This is a genomic window from Ensifer adhaerens (assembly GCF_013283195.1).
Taxonomy (GTDB): Bacteria; Pseudomonadota; Alphaproteobacteria; order Rhizobiales; family Rhizobiaceae; genus Ensifer; species Ensifer adhaerens_G.
In genome coordinates this window covers 244813-257721 of sequence record NZ_JABEKT010000005.1, presented here as the reverse complement: position 1 = coordinate 257721, position 12909 = coordinate 244813, and the positions used below count along the sequence as shown (strand labels likewise).

The following is a 12909-nucleotide window of genomic DNA, read 5'->3' as shown; positions in this document are numbered from 1 at the left end:
AGAAATGTCATTATGAAGCAGGATGCAAGGAATAACAGTTATCGCGAAAATGGATAATAAATGCTGGACCTCGTGCAACTGCGCAGCTTCGTCGCGCTCGAACAGATGGGCAGCTTTACGCTTGCCGCGGAGAAGCTGACACTCGGGCAATCGACGGTCAGCCAGCATATTCAACGGCTTGAGGCGGTTGTCGGGCGCAAGCTCGTTGCCCGCGATACGCATCGGGTGTCCTTGACCACCGACGGCCAGGCCCTCCTTGCCCATGCGCGTTCGATGCTGGCGATCGACGACGAGGTCAAGGCGCTGTTTGCCGAAAGCAGCCTTCGCGGTCGCTTGAGGCTGGGTGTCTCGGAGGATTTCGTCACCAGCCGGCTGCCGGGGGTGCTTGAAGATTTCGTGCGGGCGCATCCGTCGGTGGAGCTGGAACTGACGGTGGCGCTGAGTGGCGTGCTCTACCAGATGCAAGATGGCGGCGAGATCGACCTGGTGCTGGCGAAGCGCCGGCTCGGCGATCCGCGCGGCGAGCTGGTCTATCGCGAACCGCTCGTGTGGCTGGCGCGCGATCCAGAGCGCATCAAGCGCGACCGCGTATTGCCGCTGATTGCTTTCCCGCCGCCGAGCATCACGCGCAGCGTGGCGCTCGAAGTGCTCGACCGGCATCGGCTGCCGTGGCGGATCGTCTGTACCTGCGGCAGCCTCAGCGGGCTGACGGCCGCAGCGCAAGCCGGCATGGGCGTGCTCGTCCAGCCGCGCAGCATGGCGCCACAGGGTCTCAGGGAATTGCCTGCCGGCACCTTGCCGCCGCTCGAAGATGTCGAATTCGTGCTGGTCCCGAGCAAGGGCGCCGACCAGAAACTGCTGGCGGCGCTCTCGACCGAGATCCTTTCGAAGGTACGGACGCTGCAGGGCCAGGCTTGAGCCGGGCCCTTCGGGCTGATCCGTCTCAGCAGGCGGCGACGAAGCGATCGACGTCCTCTGCCTTCGTGGCAAAGCTCGTCACCAGGCGGTAAAGGCCTTCGTCGGCTTCAAGGCTTCCGGCAAGATCATGCGGAACGGGCCAATCGTAGAAGACCGCGCCCTGTTCGCGCAGCTTTGCCGCCACGTCGCTTTTCAGAATGACGAAGACCTCGTTGGCGTCGACCGGCCAGCCGAGCCGGCTCGTGCGCGAGGCGGCGATGCCGTCGGCAAGACGGCGGGCCATCGCGTTGGAATGCCGGGCGAGGTCGAGCCAGAGGTCGCCCTCGAGATAGGCGTCGAACTGGGCCGAGACGAAGCGGGATTTCGAGAACAGCTGGGCCGATCGCTTGCGCAGGAAGTGCATCTCGTGCGCCTTGGAGAGATCGAAGAGGACAAGCGCCTCGGCACACCAGCAGCCGTTTTTCGTGCCACCGAAGGAAACGAGATCGACGCCACGCTTCCAGGTCATTTCAGCCGGTGTCGCCTCGAGGCTGACCAGCGCATTGGCAAAGCGCGCACCGTCCATGTGCAATGGCAACTTGTGCGCCTTGGCGACGGCTGCGATCGCCTCGATCTCTTCGAGCGCGTAAACGGTGCCGCTTTCAGTCGCCTGCGTTAACGTCACCGCCATCGGCTGACCACCATGGACGTTGTCGAGTGGGTAGCGGCGAATTTCCGCTTCCAGGCGCGATGCATCCATCTTGCCGTGCTTGCCGTCGACCGGTTTCAATCTTGAGCCGTGCGTGAAAAATTCCGGAGCGCCGCATTCGTCGGCGGTCACATGGGCTTCCCGGTGGCAGAACGCGACGCCGCCGGCGCGGCTCGCGCTGGCAAGTGCCAGCGAATTGGCGGCTGTTCCCGTGCCGACAAAGAAAACGGCGACATCGCGCTCGAAAACGTCGGACAGTCTTTTCTCCACCTTCCGGTCGAGCTCACTGGTGCCATAGGCGGAGGCATAGCCGCCGGCATGGGTCACGAGGCTCTGGGCGATGGCCGGGTGGGCTCCAGCCCAGTTGTCAGAGGAAAAAATCATCACATGTCGTCCTGTTTTACGGGCGTGTCGGCGTCGTTCGGGCGACCATAACCCACTTCCCGACCGGATCAATCACGGTCTCTGCGGAAGAGGCCAACAGAATACCAGTTTGAAACCAAAATGAAGAAAACGCCGGTTTGTCGTAATTAAATTATAAAACCGGGAAACTTTCGGCAATGTTCGGCAAAATCTCTTCTAATAATTGCTCATATGCCCCTTGCGGAGGGGGGCGGTTTCTGGCATAGAGCGCATGAAATAGGACAGCAAGACTGTCCTATTTCGGTCTAGGGACCGGAACAATCGCCGCAAGTGCCCAAAAAATCGGCATTCGGCGTATGGCGTAGGCAAATCCGCCGGATTTCATCCGGTTGTTATCGCCTGCCATCAGGATGGTCACTGACATCAATGCCTGATGATGCCGTGCATTATTTGCGACCTGATCAGGATCATGAGACGATGAATGCCCCGGCTTTGCGGCATGCGAATGCATGCGACGGAGAGCCATGCGCGGGCGCAGGGATGCCCGGGACGTGCCGGGTTCAACAGGAGGGAAGACGATGACGGATCACACGCCATCACAGCAATCTGGGCTCAACCTCGCACACACTGTTGCGACGGCTGAAAAAACGCCCGTTTTCCCGTCTGGCCTGCCGCGAAAACAGGGTCTCTATGATCCGCGCAACGAACACGATGCCTGCGGCGTCGGCTTCGTCGCGCATCTGAAGGGCGAGAAGTCGCACCAGATCGTGCGTGATGGCCTCTTCATGCTCGAAAACCTGACGCACCGCGGTGCCGTCGGTGCCGACCCGCTGATGGGTGATGGCGCCGGTATCCTCGTGCAGATCCCCGACCGCTTCTTCCGCGAGGAAATGGCCAAGCAGGGCGTGACCCTGCCGAAGGCCGGCGAATATGGCGTCGGCTACCTCTTCATGCCGCGCGACGAGAAGCTGATCGCCCACTTCAAGGACGTGATCAACGAAGTCGTCGCCGAGGAAGGCCAGCACGTGCTCGGCTTCCGCGACGTGCCGGTCGACAATTCGTCGCTGTCAAAGGCACCGGACATCGCCGCGACCGAACCGCACCATGTCCAGGTGTTCATTGGTGCCGGCCGTGACGCCGCCACCAATGCCGAGTTCGAGCGCCGCCTGTTCACGCTGCGCAAAGTGATCTCCAACCGCATCTATGCGGAGGCCGAGGGCGGCGATCTCGGCTTCTACGTCGTGTCGCTGTCGACCCAGACCGTCGTCTACAAGGGCATGTTCCTGGCCTATCAGGTCGGCGCCTACTACAAGGATCTGGAGGACGAGCGCTTCCAGTCGGCCGTAGCCTTGGTCCACCAGCGCTTCTCGACCAACACCTTCCCGTCGTGGAAGCTGGCGCACCCTTACCGCATGGTCGCCCACAACGGCGAAATCAACACGCTGCGCGGCAACGTCAACTGGATGGCGGCCCGTCAGGCTTCCGTGTCCTCGCCGCTCTTCGGCGACGACATCTCCAAGCTCTGGCCGATTTCCTACGAGGGCCAGTCGGACACTGCCTGTTTCGATAACGCGCTCGAATTCCTGGTGCAGGGTGGCTACTCGCTCTCGCATGCGGTGATGATGCTGATCCCCGAAGCCTGGGCCGGCAACCAGCTGATGTCGCCAGAGCGCAAGGCATTCTACGAATACCATGCAGCGCTGATGGAACCGTGGGATGGACCGGCAGCGGTTGCCTTCACCGACGGTCGCCAGATCGGCGCGACGCTTGACCGCAACGGCCTGCGTCCCGCCCGCTACATCGTCACTTCGGACGATCGCGTCATCCTCGCGTCTGAAGCCGGCGTGCTTCCCGTTGACGAGAGCAAGATCGTCAAGAAGTGGCGCCTGCAGCCGGGCAAGATGCTGCTCATCGACATGGAGCAGGGCCGCATCATCTCGGATGAAGAGGTGAAGTCTTCGCTTGCAACCAAGCACCCCTACAGCAAGTGGCTTGAAGACACCCAGCTGATCCTGGAAGAACTGAAGCCGGTGGAGCCGCGCGCGCTGCGTCGCGACGTCTCCCTCATCGACCGCCAGCAGGCCTTCGGCTACACGCTCGAAGACACCAAGATCCTGATGTCGCCGATGGCGACAACCGGTCAGGAAGCCGTCGGCTCGATGGGAACGGACACGCCGATCTCGGCGATGTCGGACAAGCGCAAGCTGCTCTATACCTACTTCAAGCAGAACTTCGCGCAGGTCACCAACCCGCCGATCGATCCGATCCGCGAAGAGCTGGTGATGAGCCTCGTCTCGTTCATCGGTCCGCGCCCGAACCTGCTCGACCATGCCGGCATGGCGCATGCCAAGCGGCTGGAAGTGCGCCAGCCGATCCTGACCAACGGCGATCTCGAAAAGATCCGCTCGATCGGCCACACCGAAGACCGGTTCGACACCAAGACGCTCGACTTCACCTATGACATCTCGCGCGGTGCCGAAGGCATGCCGGAGATGCTCGATCGCCTGTGCGAGCGGGCGGAAGCAGCGGTCAAGGGCGGCTACAACATCATCGTTCTCTCCGACCGCCAGGTCGGTCCGGACCGCGTCGCCATCCCGGCTCTGCTGGCCACCGCCGCCGTACACCACCACCTGATCCGCAAGGGCCTGCGCACTTCGGTCGGTATCGTGCTGGAATCCGGCGAGCCGCGCGAGGTACACCACTTCTGCCTGCTCGCCGGCTACGGCGCCGAAGCGATCAACCCATATCTCGCCTTCGACACGCTGACCGAAATGCACAAGCGCGGCGACTTCCCCAAGGAAGTCGACGGCAGCGAAGTGGTTTACCGCTACATCAAGGCGGTCGGTAAGGGCATCCTTAAGGTCATGTCCAAGATGGGCATCTCGACCTACCAGTCCTATTGCGGCGCGCAGATCTTCGACGCGGTCGGCCTGTCGTCAAAGCTCGTCGACCAGTTCTTCTTCGGAACGGCAACGACGATCGAAGGCATCGGCCTTGAAGAGATTGCAGCCGAGACTGTCGCCCGTCACAAGGCGGCCTTCGGTGCCGATCCGGTGCTGGCCAACACGCTGGATATCGGTGGCGAATACGCCTACCGCATGCGCGGCGAAAGCCATGCCTGGACACCGGATGCGATCGCGTCGCTGCAGCATGCCGTGCGCGGCAATGCGCAGGACCGCTACCGCGAATTCGCCGAGATGGTGAACACCTCGGCGCTCAGGATGAACACCATCCGTGGCCTGTTCACGGTCAAGAGTGCCGAGGCTGCCGGCCGCAAGCCGATCTCCGTCGACGAGGTGGAATCGGCCGCCGACATCGTCAAGCGCTTCTCGACCGGTGCCATGTCCTTCGGCTCGATCAGCCGCGAGGCGCACACGACGCTCGCCATCGCGATGAACCGGATCGGCGGCAAGTCGAACACAGGTGAAGGCGGCGAGGAAAGCGACCGCTACCTGCCGCTGCCCGATGGTTCGATGAACCCGGAGCGTTCGGCGATCAAGCAGATCGCGTCCGGTCGCTTCGGCGTGACCACCGAGTACCTGGTCAACGCCGACATGTTGCAGATCAAGGTGGCCCAGGGTGCCAAGCCCGGCGAGGGCGGCCAACTGCCCGGCCACAAGGTGGATGCGACCGTCGCCAAGACCCGGCATTCGACGCCGGGCGTCGGCCTGATTTCGCCACCGCCGCACCATGACATCTACTCGATCGAAGATCTGGCGCAGCTGATCTACGACCTGAAGAACGTCAACCCGGAAGCCGACGTGTCGGTCAAGCTGGTCTCGGAAGTGGGCGTCGGCACGGTTGCGGCCGGTGTCGCCAAGGCGCGCGCCGACCACATCACCGTCTCCGGCTTCGACGGCGGCACCGGCGCATCGCCGCTGACCTCCTTGAAGCATGCCGGCAGCCCGTGGGAAATCGGTCTTGCCGAAACCCAGCAGACGCTGGTGCTGAACGGCCTTCGCTCGCGCGTCGCCCTACAGGTCGATGGTGGCCTCAAGACCGGTCGCGACGTCATCATCGGCGCGCTTCTCGGTGCCGACGAGTTCGGCTTTGCGACCGCGCCGCTGATTGCGGCCGGCTGCATCATGATGCGCAAGTGCCACCTAAACACCTGTCCTGTCGGTGTCGCCACCCAGGATCCGGTGCTGCGCAAGCGCTTCAAGGGCACGGCCGAGCACGTCATCAACTACTTCTTCTTTGTTGCAGAAGAAGTGCGCGAGATCCTCGCCTTGCTCGGCGTGCGCAAGCTCGATGAAATCATCGGTGCGTCCGAATTGTTGGAAAAGGACGGCGCGCTCGCCCACTGGAAGGCCAACGGTCTCGATTTCTCGAAGATCTTCCACAAGGTCGAAGCCGCGAAGGAAGAGACCTACTGGACCAGCCGCCAGAAGCATCCGATCGACGACGTGCTCGACCGCACGTTGATCGAAAAGGCCAAGCTCGCGCTGGAAACCAAGGCGCCCGTCGCCTTCGAAGCCAAGATCAAGAACGTCGACCGGTCGGCCGGCGCCATGCTTTCGGGCGCTCTTGCCAAGCGCTGGGGCCACAAGGGTCTGAAGGACGATACGATCCACGTCACCCTCAAGGGCACGGCGGGCCAGTCGTTCGCGGCATTCCTGGCGCGCGGCATCACCTTCGACCTGGTGGGCGACGGCAACGACTATGTCGGCAAGGGTCTATCAGGCGGGCGCATCATCGTTCGACCGCCTGAAAACACGAAAATCGTGCCTGAAGATTCCATCATCGTCGGCAACACCGTGCTTTACGGCGCGATCTCGGGCGAGTGCTATTTCAATGGCGTCGCCGGCGAACGCTTCGCCGTGCGCAACTCCGGCGCTGTTGCCGTCGTCGAAGGCGTGGGTGACCACGGCTGCGAATACATGACCGGCGGTGTCGTCGTCGTTCTCGGCACGACGGGCCGCAACTTCGCGGCCGGCATGTCCGGCGGCGTCGCCTATGTGCTCGACGAGGAGGGCGATTTCGCCCGCCGCTGCAACATGGCCATGGTCGAGCTGCAGCCGGTGCCGGAAGAGGACGACATGCTCGAGAAGCTGCATCATCACGGCGGCGACATCATGCACAAGGGCATGGTCGACGTCTCCGGCGATATGACGCGCCACGACGAGGAGCGGCTCTACCAGCTGATCTCCAATCACCTGCACCACACGGGTTCGCCCCGGGCAAAGGCGATCCTCGATCATTGGGCAGACTACCGGCCGAAATTCCGCAAGGTCATGCCGGTCGAATATCGCCGTGCGCTCGAAGACATGGAACGCATGAAAATGGCAGAGGCGGCCGAATAGAGGCCCCGGTGAAAAGGGCTCCCGGTTCCGAAAAGGGTTCGGGGGTTCATCACGCGCGCTTGTCTAAAGCGCCTGTTCAGACGCATAGCTATCAGGATGATACGATGGGTAAGGTAACTGGTTTTCTCGAGATCGACCGGCAAGTGGCAAAGTACCAGCCGGCGTCCGACCGCATTCGCCATTTCCGCGAATTCACCATTCCGATGTCGGAACCGGAAGTGCAGAAGCAGGCTGCACGCTGCATGGACTGCGGCATTCCCTACTGCCATGGGCCAACCGGGTGTCCGGTGCACAACCAGATCCCCGACTGGAACGATCTGGTCTACAACGGCAACTGGGACGAGGCGATCCGCAACCTGCACTCGACCAACAACTTCCCCGAATTTACCGGTCGCGTCTGCCCTGCGCCGTGCGAGGAGGCATGCACGCTGAACCTCGAGGATGCGCCGGTCGCGATCAAGACCGTCGAGCAGGCGATCGCCGACAAGGCCTATGAGATGGGCTATATCGTGCCGCAGCCGGCCGTGACCAAGACCGGCAAAAAGGTTGCGGTCATCGGTTCGGGTCCGGCCGGCATGGCAGCTGCCCAGCAGATGGCGCGCGCCGGTCACGAGGTTCATGTCTACGAGCGCGAGAGCAAGCCCGGCGGCCTATTGCGCTACGGCATCCCCGACTTCAAGATGGAGAAGAACTTCATCGATCGCCGCGTCGAGCAGATGAAGGGCGAGGGCGTCACCTTCCATTGCGGCGTCAACATCGGCGTCGACCTGCCCGTCGAGCAACTGATCCACGGCCATGATGCGGTGCTCTATTGCGGTGGCTCAGAGACGCCGCGCAATGCCGGCATTCCCGGTGTCGAATTTGCCGGCGTGCATGATGCCATGCCCTATCTCGTGCAGCAGAACCGTCGCGTCGGCCGCGAGAACATCGACAGCACCGGCTGGCCGTCTGCACCAATCCTAGCCGGCGGCAAGCACATCGTCGTCGTCGGCGGCGGCGATACCGCTTCCGACTGCGTCGGCACGGCATTCCGCCAGGGGGCCGTCAAGGTCACCCAGCTCGACATCCGCCCGCAGCCGCCGGAAAAGGAAGACAAGCTTGCCGTCTGGCCGTTCTGGGCGACCAAGATGCGCACCTCGTCCAGCCAGGCCGAAGGTGCTATCCGCGAATTCCAGGTCGCGACACTGGAGTTCGTCGGCGACGAGGACGGCAACCTCATTGGCGTCAAGTGCTGCCAGGTCGATGACCGCCGCAAGCCGATTGCCGGCACGGAGTTCATCATCAAGGCCGATCTCGCCTTCATCGCTATCGGCTTCAGCGGCCCGTTTACCGACAGCGTGCTGAAGGATCTCGGCGACAAGCTGACGCTCAACACCGATCGCCGCGGCTCGACCAACGTCGTTGCCAACGACCGCGACTACAAGACCTCGGTCGACAAGTTCTGGACGGCCGGCGACGTGCGCCGCGGCCAGTCGCTCGTCGTCTGGGCGATCCGCGAGGGCCGTCAGGCCGCTCGGGCGATCGATGAGGCGCTGATGGGATCGACGATCCTGCCGCGTTGAAGACAAGCCTTCGCAAACAGGAAGGGCTCCGCCGGATCATGGCGGAGCCCTTTTTCTTTCAGGGTGGTGTTTTACGATGTGGGGATCGTCGCGAAGAGGCGGTCCCTCTTCCATTTGATGCGCGGCTGGCATCGCTTGCAGCCTTGCGCGAAAGAACTAGTTCCGGATTACCGGATTGCTGATGACTGTTCCTGGCTTGGCGAGGCGGAAATCATCGACGCGGCCGGCAGGCGCTGCAGCCACATCGCCCTTGTCGACGAGGCGGTCGCGTGGGCTCCGGCCGGTGCCCTTGTTGGGGGCGGCGTCGCCGAGCAGGCTTGCTGCGCCATCGAGATCCGGATCGGTCAGGCCGATTGGTTGCGTCTTGACGATGTCCTCGTTGGCAAGCGGTGCGGTAACGACGAGATCCTTCAGTCCGTCGGCGCCCGGTACGTCCCTGTCGGTCGCGGCCGCATCTCCGAGCAGACGGCGAATGTCCTTTTCCAGGTAGAACGCGAGCTTGCGTTTGCCTGCTTTCGTCAGGTTGATGCCGTCGGCGCCGCGCAGGCGCACCTGCTGGCCGTTGATGTCGGAGCCGGTCAGCACGAATTTTCCGGCCTCATCGACAAAGCCGTCCCAGATGTCGACGAACTGGCCGCCGACCTTTTCGACTTCCTCGCGGTAGATGCCGTTGAACGTCACCATGTCGGCCGTCATCGCGGCTGACTGGAACGGCGGCATGCCGACCCACAGGACCGGCAGCTTTTCCTTGCGCGCAAGCTCGGCGAGCGCGTGGACGCGCTTGCGGTATTCCTCCGTCCAAAGATCCGTGCGGTATTTTTCCTTGGTGCTGCCGATCTGCATCTGCTGGCGATCGTTGGCGCCGAGGCTGACAATGATGACGGCGGGCTTGATCTCACCCACATAGGCCGGCAGCGTCACCGGCCAGTTGAAATAGTCCTCGCGCACCAGGCCGGACGAACCGTTCGCACGCGTCTCGATGGTGATGCCGGGCGTCATTTCGAATGCGGTCTTCAGGCCGTCGCCGAGGCTGCCGGCCATGAAGTCGCCGACAACGAGAACCTTCTTGGCGTCCGGCGCCTTTTCAACCGGCTGCGGCACGGGAGCCGCATCGGCAATGGCGGGCTTTGCCTTCTGCTGCCCCGGGACCTTCTGCCGTGGTTGACCTTGGCTCTGGTTCTGGCGGGCGCGCCTGGGCCGCGGCTGCTGCGGAAACTCGTACCGCTCGTCGATAACACGTCGTTCGCGCGTGAAGCCGCCGAACAGCATCTGGAAGAGGTTGCGCCGCTGCACCCGTTCCTGGGCTTCGGCAAAACTTGCGGCAAAACCGACGAACAGCATTGCGGCCGCGGCGATGAACATCGTCGCGCCCTTCAAGGGCATTCCGCCGCCTACTGTCCGGGTCTTGGTTTTCGCTTGCATGTCTGATCATCCATCGAACGGACGGCGACAACAAGGCCGCCGTCGCGTTTCGGGCACGCTGGTCAGTTGCGCAGGGCGCGCAGCAGATGCTGCGTCGGCTGACCATCCGGCGCCAAGCCGTTCTTCGACTGGAATTCCTGGATGGCGGCCTTGGAGCCGGATCCGAAATTGCCATCGACCTCGCCGCTGTAATAGCCGAGTTCCTTCAAACGGTTCTGCAACTCGAACTTTTCACTGATGTCGAGCGAACCGTCCGGGCGCGGCCAACGCTGCTGCATGCCGGCATAACCGGCGATCTGGTCGGCAAGAAGGCCGACGCCGAGCGCGTAGCTGTCCGACGCGTTGTAGCGCTTGATGACGAAGAAGTTCTTGGTCATCAGGAAGCCCGGACCGTCACCGCCGCTCGGCAGCTTCAGTTCGGCGCGTGAATTGCCATTGCGGAAGCCCTTGCCGTTCGGCCTGAGGAAGCCGAGCGCTGCCCATTGGGCAAGCGTCTTCGTCTGCCCCGAGTATTTCGCGGCGTTGGCCGGCGGCGCGACTTCGTAGCCCCAGGTTTCGCCCGGCTGCCAGCCGTTCTTCTTCAGGAGGTTGGCGGCCGTCGCCAGCGCGTCGGGCACCGAGTTCCAGATATCGCGGTGACCATTGCCATCAGCGTCGATCGCGTAGAGCAGATAGCTCGTCGGGATGAACTGCGTGTGCCCCATGGCGCCGGCCCAGGAGCCTGTCAGCTCGCGCGGGGTGATGTCGCCGCTCTGCAGGATTTTCAGCGCGGCGATCAGCTGTGTCTTGGCGAATTTGGCGCGCTTGGGATCGGCATAGGCAAGGGTCGCTAGCGCCCGCGGCACGTAGTGCAGACGGTCGTCCTTTTCGAGCACGGCGCCGTAGTTCGATTCCATCGACCAGATCGCCAGCAGGATCGTCTTGTCGACGCCGAAGTGCTTTTCGATTGAATTCAGCGTGCGGGCATGCTTGGCGGCCATCTCCTGGCCGATGCGCTTGGTGTAGGGGTTGACGCGGGAATCGATGTATTCCCAGATCTTGTGCTTGAATTCAGGCTGGTAATTGGCCTTTTCGATCACGGCCGCATCCGGCGTCTTCACGCCGGCAAAAGCCTTGCGATAGGTCGCCTGGGTGATGCCGCTCTTTGCAGCCGTGGCATAGAAGTTGTTGATCCAGTTCTGAAATCCGGCATCGGCGCGCGCAGGGGAGGTGCCAAGCGCGACGGCGGATAGGACGAAGGCGGCTGCGATATGACGGAAAAACGTCCTGCGGTTTCTGATCATCAGCTGTCGGTTCCGTTTCTCTGCGGAGCCTCAGCCGTCATAGCCGGGACATCTCCGCATGGTGGCAGTCTGGAGCCAGCTCAGCGGTTCGTCGACCGCCGGCGGTTCCTGTTCTCGGATCCGGCCGCAGTCGATGCAGCGCCGGATTAGGACGAATCTACAGAAACGTGGTCAACAAACCCTTTACCATGAAAAGGCCATTACGTCTTCTCGTGGAAGAAAATGCGGTTGGGGTCGCAAATCGCATTTTTTCCGTCCCGGTTCAGCGTGCGTTCACATCGTTACGTAGAGATTGCCGCCGCACTGCAAAGCGCTGACGATTCCTTAAATTGATTTGCTTTAAGGGTTTCTACAGCAACACTCAGGATTGAAATCCTATTGAAGGAGGTACCGATGACCGACAAGCGTAAAGTCCGCAAAGCCGTGTTCCCGGTCGCTGGTCTGGGCACGCGATTCCTGCCGGCCACCAAGGCCGTGCCGAAGGAAATGCTGACGGTGGTGGACAAGCCGGTCATTCAATATGTGGTCGACGAGGCGATGGAAGCCGGTATCGAGCATCTGATCTTCGTCACCGGCCGCAGCAAGGCCGTCATCGAGGACTATTTCGACATCCAGGTCGAACTCGACCAGACGCTGCGCGAGCGCAACAAGAAGATCGAGATCGAGCTGCTCGACAACATTCTGCCGAAGGCCGGCACCACCAGCTTCACCCGCCAGCAGGCGCCGCTCGGCCTTGGCCATGCCGTCTGGTGCGCCCGTGAACTCGTCGGCAACGAACCATTCGCGCTGTTGCTGCCCGACATGATCATGAAGGGCGAGAAGGGCTGCCTGAAGGGCATGGTCGAGCTCTATGAGCAAAGCGGCGGCAATGTCATCGCGGTCGAGGAATGTGCGCCGGATCAGGCCCATAAATACGGCATCGTCGGCGTTGGCGAAAAGGTCGGCGACGGCTTCAAGATCACCAAGATGGTCGAAAAGCCCGCACCGGGAACGGCGCCGTCGAACTTCTTCATCAATGGCCGCTACATCCTGCAGCCGGAGATCTTCCCGATCCTGGAAAAGCAGGAGCGCGGCGCCGGCAATGAGATCCAGTTGACCGACGGCATGCTGAAGCTTTCCGAGAGCCAGCAGTTCGCCGCCTATCACTTCCGTGGCGAAACCTATGACTGCGGCGCCAAGGATGGCTTCATCCTTGCCAACGTCGCCTTCGCGCTGGAACGCGGCGATATCCGCCCGACCGTCGAGGGTCCGCTCAAGGCGCTGCTCAGCAGCTTGAAGTAATTTCGGTTCCGCCGAAACACGAAGGCCGCGTCCCGTTGGGGCGCGGCCTTTTCTTTGTAAACTGTCGCCGGCGCGCGGCCATGAAAGGT

The 12909-nt window shown here is 62.3% G+C and carries 7 protein-coding genes; 4 read left to right on the top strand and 3 right to left on the bottom strand.

All coding sequences use genetic code 11. From position 1 onward, the window contains the following. The first annotated feature begins 60 nt into the window (after positions 1 to 60). Positions 61 to 918 (top strand): LysR substrate-binding domain-containing protein, encoded by an 858-nt coding sequence (locus tag LPJGGPFB_RS30475; RefSeq protein WP_173423650.1) that lies wholly within the window; start codon positions 61 to 63, stop codon positions 916 to 918. Between the two features lie 25 nt (positions 919 to 943). Here LPJGGPFB_RS30475 and LPJGGPFB_RS30470 read toward each other — a convergent pair whose 3' ends face one another. Next, on the bottom strand, positions 944 to 1990 hold the full coding sequence (locus tag LPJGGPFB_RS30470) for a threonine aldolase family protein (protein ID WP_173423649.1): 1047 nt from the start codon (positions 1988 to 1990) through the stop codon (positions 944 to 946). Between the two features lie 557 nt (positions 1991 to 2547). On the opposite strand from LPJGGPFB_RS30470, the gene gltB reads away from it, so the two are divergent. After that, positions 2548 to 7272, top strand: coding sequence for a glutamate synthase large subunit (gene gltB, locus LPJGGPFB_RS30465; RefSeq protein WP_173423648.1), 4725 nt, complete (start codon positions 2548 to 2550; stop codon positions 7270 to 7272). Between the two features lie 104 nt (positions 7273 to 7376). Further along, positions 7377 to 8834 carry a glutamate synthase subunit beta gene (locus LPJGGPFB_RS30460; protein WP_173423647.1) on the top strand — a complete coding sequence of 486 codons (1458 nt, stop codon included), beginning with the start codon at positions 7377 to 7379 and terminating at the stop codon, positions 8832 to 8834. A 156-nt stretch (positions 8835 to 8990) separates the two neighbouring features. Here the strand turns inward: LPJGGPFB_RS30460 and LPJGGPFB_RS30455 are convergent, their stop codons facing one another. Beyond that, positions 8991 to 10217 (bottom strand): SGNH/GDSL hydrolase family protein, encoded by a 1227-nt coding sequence (locus tag LPJGGPFB_RS30455; protein ID WP_427858765.1) that lies wholly within the window; start codon positions 10215 to 10217, stop codon positions 8991 to 8993. A 101-nt stretch (positions 10218 to 10318) separates the two neighbouring features. After that, the gene (locus tag LPJGGPFB_RS30450; RefSeq protein WP_173423646.1) at positions 10319 to 11539 is read right to left on the bottom strand and encodes a lytic murein transglycosylase; all 1221 of its coding nucleotides are present in this window, start codon (positions 11537 to 11539) and stop codon (positions 10319 to 10321) included. 393 nt (positions 11540 to 11932) lie between these two features. Between LPJGGPFB_RS30450 and galU the strand changes: the two genes are divergently transcribed. Beyond that, positions 11933 to 12820, top strand: a complete 888-nt coding sequence (gene galU, locus LPJGGPFB_RS30445; RefSeq protein ID WP_173423645.1) for a UTP--glucose-1-phosphate uridylyltransferase GalU — start codon at positions 11933 to 11935, stop codon at positions 12818 to 12820. Positions 12821 to 12909: the final 89 nt, after the last annotated feature.

Coding starts and splice junctions, on each gene's coding strand:
- LPJGGPFB_RS30460 (WP_173423647.1), top strand. CDS start 7,377: ATGGGTAAGGTAACTGGTTTTCTCGAGATCGACCGGCAAGTGGCAAAG.
- galU (WP_173423645.1), top strand. CDS start 11,933: ATGACCGACAAGCGTAAAGTCCGCAAAGCCGTGTTCCCGGTCGCTGGT.
- LPJGGPFB_RS30450 (WP_173423646.1), bottom strand. CDS start 11,539: ATGATCAGAAACCGCAGGACGTTTTTCCGTCATATCGCAGCCGCCTTC.
- LPJGGPFB_RS30470 (WP_173423649.1), bottom strand. CDS start 1,990: ATGATTTTTTCCTCTGACAACTGGGCTGGAGCCCACCCGGCCATCGCC.
- LPJGGPFB_RS30475 (WP_173423650.1), top strand. CDS start 61: ATGCTGGACCTCGTGCAACTGCGCAGCTTCGTCGCGCTCGAACAGATG.
- gltB (WP_173423648.1), top strand. CDS start 2,548: ATGACGGATCACACGCCATCACAGCAATCTGGGCTCAACCTCGCACAC.
- LPJGGPFB_RS30455 (WP_427858765.1), bottom strand. CDS start 10,217: ATGCCCTTGAAGGGCGCGACGATGTTCATCGCCGCGGCCGCAATGCTG.